The 17,661-nt window shown below is 61.8% G+C and carries 13 protein-coding genes and 1 other RNA gene; 9 read left to right on the top strand and 5 right to left on the bottom strand.

The features are described from left to right. Nucleotides 1-73: 73 nt before the first annotated feature. Nucleotides 74-1,252, top strand: a complete 1,179-nt coding sequence (locus IFT66_RS06345; protein WP_192077016.1) for an efflux RND transporter periplasmic adaptor subunit — start codon at nucleotides 74-76, stop codon at nucleotides 1,250-1,252. Then, on the top strand, nucleotides 1,249-4,434 hold the full coding sequence (locus tag IFT66_RS06340; RefSeq protein ID WP_192077015.1) for an efflux RND transporter permease subunit: 3,186 nt from the start codon (nucleotides 1,249-1,251) through the stop codon (nucleotides 4,432-4,434). The genes IFT66_RS06345 and IFT66_RS06340 overlap by 4 nt, the downstream gene beginning before the upstream one ends. A gap of 10 nt (nucleotides 4,435-4,444) precedes the next feature. On the opposite strand, the gene IFT66_RS06335 is transcribed toward IFT66_RS06340, so the two are convergent. Beyond that, nucleotides 4,445-5,881: an aminotransferase-like domain-containing protein gene (locus IFT66_RS06335; protein WP_192077014.1), complete on the bottom strand. Its 1,437-nt coding sequence runs from the start codon at nucleotides 5,879-5,881 to the stop codon at nucleotides 4,445-4,447. 95 nt (nucleotides 5,882-5,976) lie between these two features. Between IFT66_RS06335 and IFT66_RS06330 the strand changes: the two genes are divergently transcribed. From IFT66_RS06330 to IFT66_RS06320, 3 genes are all read left to right on the top strand, one after another. Further along, nucleotides 5,977-6,840 (top strand): DMT family transporter, encoded by an 864-nt coding sequence (locus IFT66_RS06330; protein ID WP_062456257.1) that lies wholly within the window; start codon nucleotides 5,977-5,979, stop codon nucleotides 6,838-6,840. Nucleotides 6,841-6,927: 87 nt separating this feature from the next. Beyond that, nucleotides 6,928-8,343, top strand: coding sequence for an FAD-binding oxidoreductase (locus IFT66_RS06325; protein ID WP_192077013.1), 1,416 nt, complete (start codon nucleotides 6,928-6,930; stop codon nucleotides 8,341-8,343). 87 nt (nucleotides 8,344-8,430) lie between these two features. Continuing rightward, nucleotides 8,431-12,159: an AsmA family protein gene (locus tag IFT66_RS06320; protein ID WP_199864761.1), complete on the top strand. Its 3,729-nt coding sequence runs from the start codon at nucleotides 8,431-8,433 to the stop codon at nucleotides 12,157-12,159. Between the two features lie 51 nt (nucleotides 12,160-12,210). Here the strand turns inward: IFT66_RS06320 and IFT66_RS06315 are convergent, their stop codons facing one another. The 4 genes from IFT66_RS06315 to ssrA form a co-directional block, all read right to left on the bottom strand. After that, nucleotides 12,211-12,456: a ribbon-helix-helix domain-containing protein gene (locus tag IFT66_RS06315; RefSeq protein ID WP_062456265.1), complete on the bottom strand. Its 246-nt coding sequence runs from the start codon at nucleotides 12,454-12,456 to the stop codon at nucleotides 12,211-12,213. A 98-nt stretch (nucleotides 12,457-12,554) separates the two neighbouring features. Further along, a complete protein-coding gene (locus IFT66_RS06310) occupies nucleotides 12,555-12,761 on the bottom strand; it encodes a DUF4169 family protein (RefSeq protein ID WP_062456267.1) in 207 nt (68 codons plus the stop codon). Between the two features lie 9 nt (nucleotides 12,762-12,770). Continuing rightward, on the bottom strand, nucleotides 12,771-13,274 hold the full coding sequence (locus IFT66_RS06305; RefSeq protein ID WP_062456270.1) for an SspB family protein: 504 nt from the start codon (nucleotides 13,272-13,274) through the stop codon (nucleotides 12,771-12,773). Between the two features lie 111 nt (nucleotides 13,275-13,385). Continuing rightward, nucleotides 13,386-13,754, bottom strand: a transfer-messenger RNA (tmRNA) gene (gene ssrA, locus IFT66_RS06300). A gap of 124 nt (nucleotides 13,755-13,878) precedes the next feature. On the opposite strand from ssrA, the gene IFT66_RS06295 reads away from it, so the two are divergent. From IFT66_RS06295 to hflC, 4 genes are all read left to right on the top strand, one after another. Then, nucleotides 13,879-14,673, top strand: coding sequence for a thymidylate synthase (locus tag IFT66_RS06295; RefSeq protein WP_062456273.1), 795 nt, complete (start codon nucleotides 13,879-13,881; stop codon nucleotides 14,671-14,673). After that, on the top strand, nucleotides 14,673-15,200 hold the full coding sequence (locus IFT66_RS06290) for a dihydrofolate reductase (protein ID WP_092660653.1): 528 nt from the start codon (nucleotides 14,673-14,675) through the stop codon (nucleotides 15,198-15,200). The genes IFT66_RS06295 and IFT66_RS06290 overlap by 1 nt, the downstream gene beginning before the upstream one ends. Before the next feature lie 162 nt (nucleotides 15,201-15,362). Continuing rightward, entirely contained in the window at nucleotides 15,363-16,472 is a 1,110-nt protein-coding gene (gene hflK / locus IFT66_RS06285) for an FtsH protease activity modulator HflK (RefSeq protein WP_062456280.1), read from the top strand. After that, nucleotides 16,472-17,434, top strand: coding sequence for a protease modulator HflC (hflC, locus tag IFT66_RS06280; protein WP_192077011.1), 963 nt, complete (start codon nucleotides 16,472-16,474; stop codon nucleotides 17,432-17,434). Before hflK ends, hflC begins: the two co-directional genes overlap by 1 nt. Nucleotides 17,435-17,661 lie beyond the last annotated feature (227 nt).

Here is a 17,661-nt window from a genome sequence, read left to right as displayed (position 1 = left end):
GTTCCTCGACCTTGCCAGTTGGGCGCGAAACGGGGATACTTGCACCACTTATCGATAGACTTGCGAGGAATGAATGCGGATCTGGAACCAGCTTCTGATGTCGGTTGCGGTACTGCTCGGAGGGCTCTGTCTCTGGGTCTACCTGTCGGCAGATGCCGGGCGGTCACTGATTTCGATGGGCGTTCCCGCAGGCATGGTGACTTCCATCAATCCTGATGTCGCCGAGCCGGCGGCCGCAACGGTTGCGGGCGCACCGGCTTCGTCATCGCGCGGCGGGCAGCGGGGCGGCGGTGAGAGCCAGGTGGTGTTGGTTGCAACCAGACCCGTCGGAACCGGCGTGGTCAACGACAGACTGTCGGCGATCGGTGACGGCGAGGCGATCCAGTCGGTTATCGTGATGCCGCAGGCGACGGGCACCGTAAACGAGATCCTCGTCAAATCCGGCGACATGGTCAAAAAGGGCCAGATTCTTGCGCAGCTCGATGACGACGAGCAGATCATCCTGCGCGATCAGGCGCAGGTGGTGTTGCGCAGTGCGCGTGAGAAATCCGATACTTACCGGAACCTCAAGAGCTTCTCCCGCCTCGACGTGCTCGACGCGCAGATTGCGTCCGAAACGGCGCAGCTGACGGTCACCAACGCCGAACTGGCGCTGAAGCGTCGCTCGGTCGTTGCGCCGATCGACGGGATCGTCGGCATCGTCGCGGTCAATATCGGTGACAACGTCACGACCGCAAGCAATATCGTGACGATCGACAACCGTACCGAGCTACTGGTGGATTTCTGGGCGCCGGAGCGTTTCGCGGTTCAGGTCAAGCCTGGCATGCCGGTCGAGGCCGCCTCCGTCTCGCGTCCAGGCCGCACCTTCGAGGGTTCGGTCGAGGCCGTCGACAACAGGGTCGATCCGGCAAGCCGTACGATCCGCATTCGTGCCAGAATTCCCAATGTTGATGACGAACTCCGCGCCGGCATGTCTTTCGGCGTGACGATGCGGTTTCCGGGCGAAACCTTTCCAAGCGTCGATCCGCTTGCAGTCCAGTGGGATGCGAAAGGCTCGTTCGTCTGGCATATCGTCGATCACAAATCGGTCAAGGAGCGGGTAAGGGTGATCCAGCGCAATCCCGATGCGATCCTCGTCTCGGCCAATCTGAAGGATGGCGATGTCGTGGCAACCGAAGGGTTGCAACGGGTCCGGGAAAATGGTGCCGTCCGCATTGCCGGTGAAAAGCCGCCGGAGGTCGCCAGCCGATGAGCAGCAGCCACAGCGGTAACGCCAATAACAACGGGTCGTCCGGCCAGTCTTCCGGAAAGCAGAACAGCTTTACCGCGCTCTTTGTGCGGCGGCCGGTCCTTGCCGCGGTTCTCAACACGCTTCTTGTCGTCGCAGGCCTTGCCGCTCTTGCCGGCGTCGAGGTGCGCGAGTTGCCGGATGTGGACCAGCCGGTCATCACCATCCGCACCACCTATGACGGCGCTTCTGCCCAGACGATGGACCAGGAGGTGACCGATATCATCGAGGGCGCGGTTGCCCGGGTCGCCGGCCTCAAGGCAGTTTCATCGGAATCGCAGTTCGGCCAGAGCCGTGTCACGCTGGAATTCAACGACACCGCCGATCTTGCGGTGGCCGCCAACGACGTGCGCGATGCGCTTGGTCGTGTCACCGGCCAGTTGCCTGACGACGTGGACGAGCCGCGCATCATCAAGGCCGATTCCGACAGCCAGCCGATCATGCGGCTTGCCGTTACGTCCAACTCATTGTCGATGGAAGACCTGACGCTTCTCGTCGATAACGAGGTGTCCGACCGGCTTGCGTCGGTTGACGGCGTCGCTGACGTGGAACTCTACGGCGACCAGGAAAAGGTCTTCCGCGTCGACGTGAACCAGACGGCGCTTGCCAGTCGTGGGCTGACGATTGCAGATCTCTCGGAGGCGCTATCGACGGCTGCGCTCGACGTGCCCGCTGGGTCGCTGGAATCCTCGACGCAGGACATTGTCGTGCGCGCGACGGCGAGCCTGACCAAGCCCGAAGACTTCGAAAACGTCATGCTGGGCAACAATGTCCGGCTGCGCGATGTGGCGACCGTGATGCTTGGGCCGGACGACGGCACGACGGCGTTGCGATCGAACGGCGTTCCGGGTGTCGGTCTCGGCGTGCTGCGCCAGGCGCAATCGAACACGCTCAGCATTTCGGAAGGTGTGCGGGCCGCCGTCGCCGATCTTCAGAAGACGCTGCCCGAGGGCACGCGCATTGCCATCACCAGTGACGATGCGGTCTTCATCGAAGGCGCGCTGCACGAGGTCGAGATCGCGCTGGCGCTGTCGGGCACGATCGTAATTGCCGTCATCTATCTCTTCCTGCGCGACTGGAAGGCGACGCTGATCCCGGCGCTGACCATGCCGGTGGCGCTGATCGGTACGCTGGTCGCAATCTATGCCGTCGGGTTTTCGATCAACATCCTGACGCTGCTGGCGATCGTGCTCGCGACCGGCCTTGTGGTGGATGACGCGATCGTCGTTCTCGAAAACATCGTGCGACGACGATCGGAAGGCATGGGTCCGCGCGCGGCCGCCGTGATCGGCACCCAGGAGGTTTTCTTCGCGGTGCTGGCGACGACCGCCACGCTTGCCGCCGTGTTCATTCCGCTGTCCTTTCTCCCTGGCCAGATGGGCGGCCTGTTCCGCGAGTTCGGTTTCGTTCTGGCGTTTGCCGTCGCGCTGTCTTCGGTCACGGCGCTGACGCTTTGCCCGATGCTTGCGTCGCGCATGCTGACCAAGCCGATACAGGAAAAGAACGACGGCCTGCTTGGCCGGTTCGGAACGCTGTTTGCCAATTTCTACCAGGTGACGCTGCATGCCTGCCTTGGCGCGCCGGCGATCGTCATCGTCTTCGCGCTGCTGTTCGGCGGTGCCGGCTATATGGCCTTCAAGACGGTCAAGAGCGAACTGACCCCGCCGGAAGACCGGGCCATGGTCATGCTGCGGGCGACGGCGCCCGAAGGCATCAGCCTGCAATATATGCGCGACAAGCTGCAGCAGATCGAAGAGAAACTGCAGCCGCTCGTGGCGTCCGGCGAGATCCAGAACATCTATTCGATCTCGGGGCAGGGTGGCGCCACCAATAACGGTTTCATGGTTCTGACGCTTGCACCTTGGTCCGAGCGGGAGCGCAGCCAGGCGGATATCGTGCGCGATATCAACGCGGCCACCGCGACCGTGCCGTCGCTTCGTGCGTTCGCGACGCAGCAGAACAGTCTGCGTATCCGCGGTGCCGGCAACGGCTTGCAGATGGCGATGGTCGGCACCAATCATGAAGAGCTGACGGCCGCCGCACTGAAACTGGTGGACCAGCTCCGCGCGAGCGGATTGTTCGATACGCCGCGTCTCAACAACGAGCCGACACAGGCCCAGATCTTCGTGTCCGTGAACCGTGAGCGGGCATCGGATCTCGGAATCGACATCACCAATCTCGGTACGTCACTGCAGTCTCTTCTCGAAGGGCGCTCGGTGGTGGACGTGTTCATCGACGGCGAGGCGACGCCGGTCAAGCTGACATCGACGACGCGTCCGATCGATGACCCGACGGATCTCGAGAACATTTTTCTGAAGGCCAAGGATGGCCGCATGGTGCCGCTCTCCACCGTCGCGACGCTCGAGGAACGGGCCGTGGCGCCGAGGCTCAACCGCGAACAGCGGCTTGCGGCAGTCTCCTTCTCGGCCAGCCTCAAGGACGGTGTCTCGCTCGGTCAGGCGGTCCAGGCGGCGACCGAGCTTGCCCAGCCGCTCCTGCCAGCTGGATCACGTCTGATACCGTTGGCAGAGGCTGCGACACTCAAGGAAAATTCGAGCGGCATGGCGCTGACATTCGGCTTTGCGATCGCCATCATCTTCCTGGTGCTTGCGGCGCAGTTCGAAAGCGTCCTGTCTTCGATCATCATCATGTCCACCGTGCCGCTGGGGCTTGCCTGCGCTGCCTTCGCCTTGGTGCTGACCGGCTCCAGTCTCAACGTCTATAGCCAGATCGGGCTTGTGCTGCTTGTCGGGGTCATGGCGAAAAACGGTATTCTGATCGTCGAGTTTGCCAACCATCTGCGCAACGAGGGCGCGTCCTGCCGCGAGGCGATCGAACGGGCGTGCGCTATCCGTCTTCGACCGGTGATGATGACGATGATCGCCACCGTGATCGGCGGCGTGCCTCTGGTTCTTGCCAAGGGCGCCGGTGCCGAAGCCCGTATCGCGCTCGGCTGGGTGATCGTCGGTGGCCTCGGCATGGCAACCATGGTGACGCTCTACATCACCCCCGTCGCATACTTGTTGATCGCCCGCTTCTCCAAGCCACAGGTGCACGAGGAACAGCGGCTGCAGGACGAGCTGGAAAGCGCCCGCAAGGGACGCGCCAACGATACGAAAGAGCAGCAGCTGATGGCAGCCGAGTAAGGGCTTGCCTTCATGCAACGGTTTCGCGGTTTCGCATGTCGGCGAAAATCTGCTTCAGGACGTCGTAGATCCGGCCATCGAGCGATTGCGACACGTTGAAGCGAATGGAGCCCGTCGCTGATTGCGACGTGCTGAAGACATTGCCCGGGGCAAGCACGATGTTGTGCTTCAGTGCCGCCCGCGCGACGTCGGCGGAATCGAGACCATCGGGTAGCTGGCACCAGAGAAACATGCCTGCCTGCGGCTCGATCCACGGCACGATGCCGATCGCCTTCAGCCGTCCCGATACCTCGACCCTTGCGCCGGCGAGCCGCCCCCTGATCGTATCCAGATGCTTGCGGTAGCTGGCATCGCTCAGCGCCTGGTAGACCAGTTCGGACGCAAGCGACGGTCCGCCGAACGAGGTCGCGATCTTGAGGTCCGTCAGACCCTCGATCCAGTCCCGCTTGGTGGCGATGAAGCCGCAGCGGACCGAAGCGGACAGTGTTTTCGAAAAGCTGCCGATATAAATGACCCGGTCCAGACCGTCGAAGGCAGCGAGCCTCGGTGCCGGCGTATGCTCGAAATCCGCAAAGATATCGTCCTCGACGATCGTCAGGCCGAACTGTTCGGCAAGCTTCAGGACGCGATGCGCGGTGACGGGACTAAGCGTTGCCCCGGTCGGATTGTGGACCGCCGAATTGGTGATGTAGAGGCGAGGGCGGTGCTCAGTGAGGACATTTGAGAGCACGTCGAGATCGGGCCCGTTCGGCGTATAGGGCACGCCGACGATCCGGGCGCGATGGGCGCGCAGGATGGCGTGGAAATTGAAATAGCACGGGTCGTCCACAAGCACAGTGTCTCCGGGCTCGATCAGGAACCGGCAGAGAAGGTCGATCGCCTGGGTGCCGGAATCGGTCAGCACGATCTGGTCGGGCGAAGCCTCGATGCCGCGCTCTCCCATTCTGCGCGCAATCAGGCTTCGAAGCGGTGCCAGGCCGAGCGGAGAACCGTAGTCCGTAAGCGCTGCCGTATCGCCGCGGGAAAGCGTGCGAAGCGATCGCCGCAGGGTCTCGTCCGGTAACCAGGATGGCGGTAGCCAGCCACAACCCGGCGTGAGGCCATCGCGCCGGACATCGAGCGATTGCCGCGACACCCACAAGGGATCGACGGCGCGGTCGAGCTTCGGACCGATCTGCGCGAGCGACAACGGTGCCGTCTGGTTGGCAACGTAAAAGCCGGAGCCGGGGCGGGAGGTGATCACGCCCTCTGCCGCCAGCCGGTCGTAGGCATCGACGACGGTGGAGGTGGAGACTTTAAGAGTTGCCGCGAGGATTCGCACGGAAGGAAGCTTCGCTCCGGGCACAAGGCTGCGCCCGGAAATCCGTTGCCGGATGGTTGAAACGACCATAGCGACCTTCTGCCCACCTTGCGTCCCCAAGTCCATCCGTACTGCCTCATGCACCATTACAGTTTTGTCAAATCGTACCTGAGTGTAGCTGTCGCGGCCAGAGGCTTGCGTGCATAAGCGTCGAAGGATTTCGGCAGGGGGTTTAAAGGCTTATGGATCGTTCTCTTTCAGGTTGGATCAACGGCATGATCGGCGTGATCATCTTCAGCGGGTCGCTGCCGGCGACAAGGGTTGCCGTCACGCAGTTCGATCCGGTTTTTCTAACCGTTGCCCGTGCCGCGATTGCCGGCATCCTCGCGCTCTGCATTCTCCTTGTTTTCCGGGAGAAATGGCCGTCGCGCCGCGACCTCGTGTCTCTTGTGGTCATCGCGCTCGGCGTCGTGGTGGGTTTTCCGCTTCTCACTGCGCTGGCACTCCAGCACGTGACATCGGCCCATTCCATCGTCTTCATCGCTCTGTTGCCGCTCGCGACGGCATGCTTTGCGGTTCTGCGCGGTGGCGAGAGACCCAGGCGGGCATTCTGGATCTTCGCGATTGCCGGGAGCGCTTGCGTTGCCGGTTTTGCGCTGTCGCAGGGTGTGATGGCGTCACCCTATGGCGACGGCATGATGCTTGCCGCGGTTCTCGTCTGCGGCCTCGGTTATGCGGAAGGTGGCCGCCTGTCGCGGACGCTCGGGGGGTGGCAGGTGATCTGCTGGGCGCTTGTTCTATCTCTGCCGGTGATGGTCGTCATCACGCTTACGCAGCTGCCGCCGGATTTCTCAGCAATCCGCATGCCGGCATGGCTTGGCCTCGGCTATGTCTCACTCTTCAGCATGCTGATCGGTTTCATCTTCTGGTACCGCGGGCTGGCGCAGGGCGGCATTGCTGCGGTGGGCCAGCTGCAGCTGACGCAGCCATTCTTCGGCCTCGTGCTTGCCGCCCTGCTGCTCGGTGAAAGCATCAGCCCGATGATGATCGTCGTGACGCTGGCCGTCATCCTCTGTGTGGCCGGGGCGCGCCGCTTCGCGCGATAAACCCACCGTACCGATGCGGGGTTGTTCGTTCTGGACAAACCTTGCCGTGTCTCCTAACCAAGCCCTAGCATCTTGAGGAGACGTAGCATGGCAATTCGCGACGTGAAGGCAGGCCAACGGAACGAGGAGGGCATTGCCGCGGTCCTCGGGATCTTGAAACAGGCTTTCGGCGAACGGTTCCAGACCGGCCAGTCGTTCCGCGAACAGCATGCCCATACCACGACCTACCTTCCGGGCCAGCTTCCCGATGGCGTCGTGTTTGTCGAGACGGGCGACGACGTGAAGTCCGTGGTGAAGGTGTGCGGCGAACACCGGGTTCCGATGATCCCGTTCGGCGTCGGTTCCTCTCTGGAAGGTCAGGTGAATGCGCCGTCCGGCGGCATTTCGATCGATTTCAGCCGCATGAACAAGGTCCTTCGCATCAGCCCCGAAGATCTCGACGTCACCGTTGAGCCGGGGATGACGCGTGAGGAGCTGAACCGCGAACTTCGCGATACCGGCCTGTTCTTCCCGATCGATCCCGGCGCCAACGCAACGATCGGCGGCATGGCGTCGACGCGGGCGTCCGGCACCAACGCCGTGCGTTACGGCACGATGAAGGACAATGTCCTGGCGCTGACGGTCGTTACCGCCGACGGCGAAGAGATCCGCACCGCGCGGCGCGCCCGCAAATCCTCGGCCGGCTACGATCTGACCCGGCTTTTCGTGGGCTCCGAAGGGACACTCGGCGTGATCACGTCGGTGACGTTGAAGCTTCAGGGCATTCCGGAAAAGATCGGCGGTGGCGTTTGCGCCTTCCCGAGCGTCGAGGCCGCTTGCGATGCCGTCATCATGACCATTCAGATGGGCATTCCGGTTGCCCGTATCGAACTTCTCGACGACGTGCAGATCCGCGCCTGCAATGCCTATTCGGGCTTATCCTACCCGGAGAAGCCGACGTTGTTTCTCGAATTCCACGGCACCGAGGAAACGGTCCGCATCCAGTCGGAACAGTTCGCCGAGATCGCGTCCGATTGTGGTGGTGACGAGTTCCATTGGACTGCCAATGCCGAAGAGCGCACCAAGCTGTGGAACGCCCGCCACAATGCCTACTGGGCAGGACGGGCGCTCGATCCGTCGCTCAACGGCCTTTCCACCGATGTCTGCGTACCGATCTCGCGGCTGGCGGAATGCGTGGCCGAGACCCAGGCCGATATTCGCGATGCGGGGCTTCTGGCCCCGATCGTCGGCCATGCGGGCGATGGCAATTTCCATGTTCTCGTGCTTTTCGACGACAAGGATCCGGCTTCCGTTGCCAATGTCGAGGCGTTTACAGGACGCCTGAGCCGCCGTGCTCTCGCGATGGACGGAACCTGCACCGGCGAACACGGCGTCGGGCAGGGCAAGATGTCCTATCTCGACGAGGAACTGGGCGGTGCCGTCGAGCTGATGCGGTCGATCAAGAAAGGCTTTGATCCGCAAAACCTCTTCAATCCGGGAAAGATCTTCCGCATTGCGGAATAACACTCCCCAATGATTGACTTGCCAGTCCAGCGCGTGGAACTACTCTTGCCGTAGAAACAGGGAGATAGGCCGGTGCTCGGACGCATCATGTTGGCTTTGGGCGGATTGGTCGTGGCGGCGCTATTTGCGGCGCTGCTGGTGCCGTTCTTTGTCGACTGGTCAAGCTTCCGCGTCGCTTTCGAGGATCAGGCCAGCCGTCTGCTCGGCAAGAAGGTCGCCGTGCATGGCTCGGTCGATGCCCGGATCCTGCCGTTTCCGTCGGTCACGCTGCACGACGTGCGCGTCGGCCAGGATGTCGATGGCCAGCCGCTGGTGCAGGTGGCGCAATTCTCGATGGATATGGAGCTCGCGCCGTTTCTCTCCGGCGAAGCACGCATTTTCGATATGCGCATCGACAAGCCGAAGGTGCGTTTCCGCATCCTGAAGGACGGCACGTTCGAATGGCTGCGCGGTAGTCGCCCGACGATCGCGGCCCGCAGCGTCATTCTCGAAGACGTCCATATCATGGGTGGCGAAATCGAGATCATCGATGATCGCAACGGCCAGGTCCGCCACATGACCGGATTGTCCACCGACCTGTCGGCGGGCACACTTGCCGGGCCGTGGCGCGGCGAGGGCAATGCGGTGCTGGATGGCCAGGAGGCCCGGTTCAGCCTGACAAGCGGTGAAGCCGCCGCCGAGGGACGTCATATTCCGTTGCGGCTTCGCGTCTGGCCGGATGCCCATCCGGTCGTGGTCGATTTCGATGGCGAACTCGCCGCAGTCGACAACAAGCCCAGCTACAACGGCAAGTTCAACCTTGCCTTCCTGCAGGAAGAAGACGAGTCCGAGCCGGTCAAGGCGCCGCCGCCCGGTCCGCGCGTGTCCGGTGATTTCGAACTGACCGGCGAGCGCGCCCGCATTCCGCAATACCGGGTCGAGGTCGGCCCGAAGGAAAACCCTTACATCGTCACAGGTGAGGCGACGCTCGATACCGGGCCGAAGCCGGAATTCCTGCTGACGGCCGATGGCCAGCAGATCGACGTCAACCGGCTGAGCGACGGTCCCCAGGCAAAGACCGGTCGCAATCCGGCAGCCTCCGCGCAGCGTCGCCTCAATGCCTTCGTGCAGATGGTGGCATCGATCCCGATCCCGCAGGTGCCAGGAAGGGTCAACCTCAAGCTGCCGGCAATCGTCTTCAACGACACAACGATCCGCGACATCCATCTCGACGTCAGACCGGCCGGGCGCGGCTGGGCCGTCGACAACGTGACTGCCACCCTGCCGGGCCGCACCCAGCTGGAGGCCAAGGGAAATCTCAACCTTGCAAACCGAACCGCGTTTGTCGGCGACATGCTGGTCGCGTCGACACAGCCCTCCGGCCTTGCCGACTGGCTGTCCGGCAGCGTTGATCCTGCGATAAGGCAGCTGAAAAACGCCGGTTTCTCGGCCAAGGTGAACCTCACGCCGGAACTCCAGCGGTTCGAAGCCTTGGAACTTGGGATAGGGCCTGCAACGCTGAAAGGAAGGCTGGAGCGCCAGTCTCCGAACGGTCAGGCGCCAAGCCTCTCCATGGCGCTTGCCGGCAACGAGATCGATATCGACGCCATGCGCGCGCTCGCTTCGCTGGTCACCGGCGACGATGCCGGTCAGGATGTGCTCGACCACCGGATCGCAGCAAGCCTCAAGGCCGACCGGCTGACGGCTCTAGGCGTCGTCGCAACCAAGGTCGATACCGCGTTCAGCGTGGCCGAGGGCGTGTTGTCGCTGGAGCGGCTGACTGTCGGAGATATCGAGGGCGCCACCCTGTCCGCCAAAGGCAGGGTCGAGGGCTCGCTGGTTTCCTACGCCGGGACCGGGTCGGTCAGTTTCCGTTCACCGGACCCCACGTCCTTCATCACCATGCTGCGGGACCGGCTGCCGCATCATCCGTTGCTCGACCGGTTGGCCCGCAACGGCAGCTGGTATGCGGATTCGGATCTGATCGCCGATATTTCACTCGGCGGTAGCGGTCTTGGCGGTGCGAATATCAAGCTGCGCGGCAAGGCGAATGGCAGCACTGTCGATGCAGATCTGAAGCTGCCCGGCATCTTCGATCTCACGGCCGGCAACGCGATGACGCTGTCTGCATCGCTTGCCAACCCGAAGGCGACGGTCCTGCTGGGTCAAGCCGGTCTCGATCCCTTGCCTTTCGATGGTGACGGCGCGGGACGGTTGGCGCTGACATTGCAGCAAAAGGAACAGCACGCGGCCACCACCGAACTGAGCTTCACGACGCCCAAGACGTCGCTGCTGATGGCCGGCGACGTGAATATCCAGAATGCCGGATTTGGCGAAGGGCGGGCGCGGGTGTCGCTCAAGAGCGCCGATATCGAGCCCTATCTGCTGGTCACCGGTGTCAGCCTGCCGCAGTTCGGCAGCGGACTGCCTGTCAATCTCGCGGCTGATGTCGAGCTTTCGGCAGATGCCGTGAAAGTCTCTGGCCTCAGTGGCGATCTTGCCGGAAACACTGTCGGTGGATCGCTATCCGCCGATCGCCGCGCTCCCGGCCTGCCTGTTACCGGCGACATGTCTGTCGACACGATCGATCTTGCCTGGATGGGCGAGGCGGTATTCGGGCCGATGGAGAATGGCGTGACAGGCGCCCCATCAAAGACGCCGTTCGCCACGCCGCTGATTGGATCGACGGATGTCGGCATCAATCTGTCGGCAAAAACGCTCCGGGCGGATGCGCTTGGATCAATCACCGGTTTTTCGGGCAAGGTGAACGGCAAAGCCGGTGGTCTGACGATCGACAACGCGTCCGGAACCTGGCAGGGCGGAAAGCTGTCCGGACGGCTGATGATGTCGAACGGCGATGCGACCGGTATCGTCCAGGCAAAGCTGCAGGTCGAAAACGCCGACCTCGCGCCGCTCGTCTGGCAGAAGGGTGGCACACCGGTCGCGGCTGGCAGGCTGGACAGCACTGTCAGCATCGAGGCGACGGGCAAGAGCATGGACGAACTCATGCATGGCGTCAGCGGCTCCGGCGAGATTCGCCTAAAGAATTTCGAGATTGCCGGGATCAATCCGGATGCGCTCGCGCCAGTTCTTGCCGGTGCCGACAGGCTGCAGGGCGAGGTCAAGGAGGCAGCGGTTCAACCGATCGTGACAACTGAGGTCCTGAAAGGGACAACCCGGCTCGGGTCCGTCACCATTCCGATGACGATTACCGGCGGCGCCGCACGGGTTCAGAATTTTACCGCAACGGCCGGCGCCGCACAGGTCTCGGCTGAGGGCGTGCTCGACTTTGTCGATAGCCGCATCGATGCCGGGCTGTCGGTCCGTTACGATGCGGGTGAAGAGACTGTGGCGGGGGGAGAACCGACTGTCACGCTCGGTTATTCCGGATCGCTCGAGCAGCCGGAACAGCGCATTGATATGGCCGCAATGGCAAACTTCCTGTCACTGCGTGCCTTCGAACAGGAACGCCGCCGCGTCGAGACGCTGCAGGCAAGCGTGCTCGAGAAACAGCGGCTGCGCCGCGAAGTCGCGCTCTACACATTTCGTGGCGTGGAACGGGAGGCGGCACGCGTCAAGGCAGAGGCCGAGGAGCGGGCACGCCAGGAGGCGGCGGAGGCAGAACGCAGAAGCCAGGAAGCCGAACGGCAGGAGGCAGCAAGGCGCGCTGAAGCAGCCCGGCTCCAGCAGGAGCGGCAACGGGAAATCCAAAGGCAGAACCAGCAGCCATCGGCGCCGGCGCCGTTCACGATGCCACCCGCCGGCGACCTTTTCCAGGAGCAGCCTTCGGGTACGGGTCGCTCCTCAAACCCAAGTTTGCCGGGCGTGCAGCCGTGAGTGCGGCGGCACGCTGATCAGAGCAAATGGGGGGCGGGAGGACGCTGACCGTCAGCGCCTGGCTGGCAGCCCGGCAAGACAGTCTGCCAGCGAGGTCTTGAACCAGCGCAGCACATGCAGGCGGAGTGCAGAGGAAAGATTGTTGTCTTCCGAACGACCGTCGTCGACCTCGGCGATCAAGGCGGCCAGACTGATGCCGCGTTTGGCAGCAATGGATTTCAGTTCATGCCAGAATTCATCTTCCAGCGAAAAACTCGTTCGATGACCGTGCAGGGTCGCAGAATGTTTTCGGATCAAGTGTAGGCCCCGTCACCCTCATGGTGATTGATGGAGCGCAATTGAGGATGTCGCATGCGCACGGTCAAGCCGTTGCCATGAGTCAGCCTAACGAAGCCTTAACGCCGTTCGTCCGTTTCCGGAGAAGGCTTTTCGAGCTTGCCCTGATCGAGGGTTTTCCCCGCTTTTTCGTTGAGGGCCGTCGTCAGCTGCTTTTCAATCTTGGTGCGGCCAAAGCTGATGCGGTTCTGTTCGGCAGCCGCGTCCTTTTGCGAACGCGCCTTGCCTTTGCGAAACTGCCGAAGGTTGACGATCTCGGCGCACATCGTGTCTGCCTACTGCTTCTTGCGGAACGAATCGAGGGAGACGACGGAGCCTTCCTTCTTGTCCTCGCCGGTGGCGGCATCCGCATCCACAACCTTTGGCGTGGTATCGACCGGGATCGCGGTGATCTCGGCAGAAACTTCGCCTTCCTCGACCATCGGCACTTCGAACTCGAGTTCGAAATTCACGGACGGGTCGTAGAAGCCGCGGATCGTGTTGAACGGGATGACCAGGCGTTCCGGCGTATCGTTAAACGACAGGCCGATTTCAAAAAGCGTATCGGTGATCTTGAGGTCCCAGAACTGGTGCTGGACGACGATCGTCATCTGTTCCGGATATTTCGACTTCAGCGCCGGAGAGATTCGTACCCCGGGTGCGCCGGTCAGGAATGTGATGAAGAAGTGGTGGTCACCCGGCAGTCTGCCGGTTGCCGCGACCTCGGACAAAACCTTGCGGATAACGCCGCGGAGGGCGTCCTGTGCCAGAATATCGTAGCGGATGTGATCCTGCCCCATGCGATCCTGTCTTTCTATTGCTCTTCAAACGCCGCTTATGTCACGAGACGCGCCCGCGGGGAAGTCCGCTTCGGCGTCGAGTCATGTCATGATATTCCACCGGGGAGCGAAGGTGAAGGCTTCTGTTGCCAGGTGCCTCCGGACCCCGCCTTACGGGGCTAACCGTAAGGACTTAGTTCGGGTTTCCCGCACCGCCATTAGGCAGCGAGAGCGTAACCCTTAGCGTTGTTGTCATTTGCAACTACACTTGTGACCCGATAACGGCGGTATCATGCCGAGCAAAAGTTCGATCTTTACACCCTTGTCGATCCTATTTCGCCCCCATCACAAGCCGGTCCAGATTGACCGACCGGTTTGTGGTGGAGGCGCCGGGTACCGCCCCCGGGTCCAATAGGCTTATTTCATCGACCGTTTATCGCCATATCCGAACCGAAGTCCGGCACGAGTGATATAGGGGTTTGCGAACCGGATGAAAAGAGGTCTCGTCATATTCCTATCATCAACGTGAAAAGCTTGGAAAAGCCGCGCCGGTGACGGGGAGGTGATTGGTGAGTAGGCTTCGTGCTATTATGTAGGACGATCTCGACCAATCGGCGGAAGACCTATGAAGCAGTATCTCGACCTTCTCCGGCACGTGATGGAGACTGGCGCCGACCGCGGCGACCGCACCGGGACCGGTACCCGCTCGGTCTTCGGCTACCAGATGCGATTCGATCTGAACGAGGGTTTCCCGGTCCTCACCACGAAGAAGCTGCATCTGCGCTCGATCATCCATGAGCTCTTGTGGTTTCTGAAGGGCGATACGAACATTGCCTATCTCAAGGAAAATGGTGTCTCCATCTGGGATGAATGGGCAGACGAAAAAGGCGATCTCGGTCCGGTTTACGGATATCAGTGGCGCTCATGGCCGACGCCTGATGGCGGTCATGTGGATCAGATCGCCAACCTGATCGAGAACCTGAAGGTCAACCCGAACTCGCGCCGGCACATCGTCACAGCCTGGAATCCTGCACAGGTGGACGACATGGCGCTGCCGCCCTGCCATTGCCTGTTCCAGTTCTACGTGTCGGAGGGGCGGCTGTCGTGTCAGCTCTACCAGCGGTCGGCGGACATATTTTTGGGGGTTCCGTTCAACATCGCCTCTTACGCGCTCCTGACCATGATGGTGGCGCAGGTGACCGGGCTGAAGCTTGGCGATTTCGTGCATACGCTTGGCGACGCGCATATCTATTCGGATCATTTCGAACAGGCGCAGCTGCAGATGACGCGCGAGCCGAAGCCGCTGCCGACACTGCGCATCAATCCTGATGTGAAGGACATCTTCTCCTTCCGCTTTGAGGATTTTGCGCTGGAGAATTACGTCGCTGATCCCAGCATCAAAGCACCGATTGCAGTCTGATGGCGGTTCCGGTCGCAATCTTCGTCGCGGTGTCGCGCAACAATGTCATCGGCAGAGATGGCGACATGCCGTGGCGATTGTCGACCGACCTCAAACGTTTCAAGGCGATGACGCTCGGCAAGCCGATGGTGGTAGGGCGAAAGACGCTCGACAGCTTCGGCGGCAAGCCGCTGCCCGGCCGCCCGCATGTCGTGGTCACCCGCAATCGCGATCTCTCGGTCGAGGGTGTGGAGACGGCGGCGTCCCTCGAGCAGGCGATCGCGCGGGCGAGGGAGATCGCTGCAGCGACCGGTGCCGGAGAGGTCGGCATTCTCGGAGGCGGCGAAATCTACGCGAAAGCAATCGATCTGGCAGACCGACTTTACGTGACCCATGTGGAAGCGGATATTGCAGACGGTGATACGATGTTTCCAGCAATCGATCCAACCGTGTACGAAAAGATCGAGGAGATCTTCGTCCCGGCCGGCGAGCGCGACAGCTTTGCGACCCGTTTTGCTGTCTACAGCCGCCGATCGATGCCAAAGTGACATAATTCGTTACCGAACACCGGGAAGTTATTGAAGCTGCGTTGAAAGCGGCTCTTCCGATACTTATAACGGCATGACCGGGGGCACGGACCGCGAGCTGCTGCATTTCAGGCGGCTCGGACAGGCGACCGGTTAGGGAGTAGCACTAACAAAGAGGTTTTGATGCCCTGGAGCAATCAGAATGGCGGCGGCGGCCCATGGGGCGGCGGCGGCGGCGGTAACAATCAAGGACCTTGGGGACAAGGCCCGAACCGTCCGCGCGGCGGCGGTGGTGGCGGAGGGGGAAATGGCGGACCGCCTGACCTCGAAGACATCCTGCGGCGCAGCCAAGACCGGCTGAAGGGTTTTATGCCTGGTGGTTTCAACGGCGGAGCAGTCGCGGTCGTCTTTCTGGCCGTTCTCGCATTCCTGGCATTCGAATCGATCTATACGGTTCAGCCGGACGAGCGGGGCGTCGAACTTCGGTTTGGAAAGCCCAAGGAAGAACTGTCCATGCCGGGCCTTCACTTCCATCTCTGGCCGTTCGAAACGGTGGAGATCGTCAAGGTCACCGAGCAGCAGCAGAATATCGGTGCGCGCAGCAGTGCCACCAATTCGAACGCCGGATGGATGCTGACCGGCGACCAGAATATCGTCAACGTCCAGTTTTCGGTCCTCTTCACCGTCACCGATCCACGCGCCTATCTCTTCAACGTCGAGGCCCCGGCCCAGACACTGCAGCAGGTTGCAGACAGCGCCATGCGCGAAGTCGTCGGACGCCGCCCGGCTCAGGATATTTTCCGCGACGCTCGTGAAGGCATGTCGACGCAGGTGCGCGACATCATTCAGGGCACGATGGACCGTTACGGCGCAGGCATTGCCATCAACGCCGTGCCGATCGAAGATGCAGCGCCGCCGCGTGAAGTGGCAGACGCGTTCGAAGAGGTCCAGCGCGCCGAGCAGGACGAAGACCGTATCGTCGAGGAAGCCAATCGCTACGCCAACCAGAAGCTTGGTGGCGCCCGTGGTCAGGCCGCGCAGGTCCGCGAAGAGGCGTCCGCCTATCGTGACCAGACGGTCAACGAGGCTCAGGGTGAAGCGCAGCGCTTCGTGTCGATCTACGACCAGTATGTGAACGCACCGGACGTGACGCGCGAACGCATCTTCATCGAGACCATGGAGAACGTTCTGAAGAACTCCAACAAGGTCATCATCGAGCAGGGTCAGAACGTCGTCCCTTATCTGCCGCTCAATGAAATCAACCGGCCGGCAGCCGCACAGGGGGGCAACTGATGATCTCGAACAAATTGCCCGCTTTCCTGATCGGTCTCGCCGTTCTCCTGTTCCTCGTCTACTCGTCGGTCTTCGTCGTCAACGAACGGCAGCAGGCGCTCGTGCTTCGCTTCGGTGAAATCCAGAGCGTGAAGAACGAGCCGGGGATCTATTTCAAGCTTCCCTTCGCCTTTGCCGACGCTGATCGCGTTCAGTATATCGAGGACCGCGCACTTCGCCTGGATCTCGACAATATCCGCGTTCAGGTCCGCGGCGGCGCGTTCTATGAAGTCGACGCGTTCGTGATCTACCGGATCGAAAACCCGCAGCGTTTCCGGGAAGCGGTTTCGGGCGATCGCGTGTCTGCCGAATCGCGTATCAGCACGCGTCTCGACGCCGGTCTGCGCCGCGTCTACGGTCTGCGCAGCTTTACTGAAGCACTCTCCGAAGAGCGTGCGTCGATGATGACCGAGGTCAAGCGTGATCTCGACGTTGCCGCCGAAACGCTTGGCGTCAAGATCCAGGATGTCCGCATCCGTCGCACCGATCTGACGCAGGAAGTCTCGCAGCAGACGTTTGCGCGCATGCGGGCAGAGCGTCTGGCGGAAGCGGAACTCATCCGCGCCCGTGGTAGCGAAGAAGGCCAGCGCCGCCGTGCTATCGCCGACCGCCAGGTTGTCGAGTTCGTCTCGGAAGCGCAGCGCGATTCGGAGATCATCCGAGGTCAGGGCGATGCCGAGCGTAACCGCATCTTCGGGGAAGCGTTCCAGCGTGATCCGTCGTTCTTCCAGTTCTACCGGTCGATGCGCGCCTATGTCGCCTCGATGGCCGGGAAGGATACGACCCTGGTGCTTTCGCCTGATTCACAGTTCTTCCGGTTCTTCAACTCGTCGGACGGCGTGGTAACGTCGCCTGCAGCGGGACGGCCTGCACCGGCCAAGCCGACGCCAGCCCAGCCGGCACCGGCGCAACCGACGAACTAAGCACTCAAGAAAAGGGCGGCCTGTCATGGCCGCCCTTTTCGCAACTGCCCTTTTCACCCGTCATCCACATCCATGTGCGCTGATGGTCGCGGTTTCACGAAAAGGTAATTTTCCCGGCCGTTATTCCGCCCTATGCTTTCTTCAGAACGGGGCGCGAGTTATCAATGCGTAACGTTGTGGGTTGCACGGATGCTTTTCTGCCGCGGCAGACACCGTGACAGAAAACG

The sequence above is a fragment of the Rhizobium sp. CFBP 13726 genome (assembly GCF_014841925.1).
Lineage (GTDB): Bacteria > Pseudomonadota > Alphaproteobacteria > Rhizobiales > Rhizobiaceae > Neorhizobium > Neorhizobium soli.
The sequence above is the reverse complement of the archived record's forward strand: the minus strand, read 5'-3'. Positions and strand labels throughout refer to the sequence as shown.

Bases quoted from the DNA above. Each gene is read 5' to 3' on its own strand.
- IFT66_RS06345 (WP_192077016.1), top strand. From the start codon at position 74: ATGCGGATCTGGAACCAGCTTCTGATGTCGGTTGCGGTACTGCTCGGA.
- IFT66_RS06340 (WP_192077015.1), top strand. From the start codon at position 1,249: ATGAGCAGCAGCCACAGCGGTAACGCCAATAACAACGGGTCGTCCGGC.
- IFT66_RS06335 (WP_192077014.1), bottom strand. From the start codon at position 5,881: ATGGTGCATGAGGCAGTACGGATGGACTTGGGGACGCAAGGTGGGCAG.
- IFT66_RS06330 (WP_062456257.1), top strand. From the start codon at position 5,977: ATGGATCGTTCTCTTTCAGGTTGGATCAACGGCATGATCGGCGTGATC.
- IFT66_RS06325 (WP_192077013.1), top strand. From the start codon at position 6,928: ATGGCAATTCGCGACGTGAAGGCAGGCCAACGGAACGAGGAGGGCATT.
- IFT66_RS06320 (WP_199864761.1), top strand. From the start codon at position 8,431: ATGTTGGCTTTGGGCGGATTGGTCGTGGCGGCGCTATTTGCGGCGCTG.
- IFT66_RS06310 (WP_062456267.1), bottom strand. From the start codon at position 12,761: ATGTGCGCCGAGATCGTCAACCTTCGGCAGTTTCGCAAAGGCAAGGCG.
- IFT66_RS06305 (WP_062456270.1), bottom strand. From the start codon at position 13,274: ATGGGGCAGGATCACATCCGCTACGATATTCTGGCACAGGACGCCCTC.
- IFT66_RS06295 (WP_062456273.1), top strand. From the start codon at position 13,879: ATGAAGCAGTATCTCGACCTTCTCCGGCACGTGATGGAGACTGGCGCC.
- IFT66_RS06290 (WP_092660653.1), top strand. From the start codon at position 14,673: ATGGCGGTTCCGGTCGCAATCTTCGTCGCGGTGTCGCGCAACAATGTC.
- hflK (WP_062456280.1), top strand. From the start codon at position 15,363: ATGCCCTGGAGCAATCAGAATGGCGGCGGCGGCCCATGGGGCGGCGGC.
- hflC (WP_192077011.1), top strand. From the start codon at position 16,472: ATGATCTCGAACAAATTGCCCGCTTTCCTGATCGGTCTCGCCGTTCTC.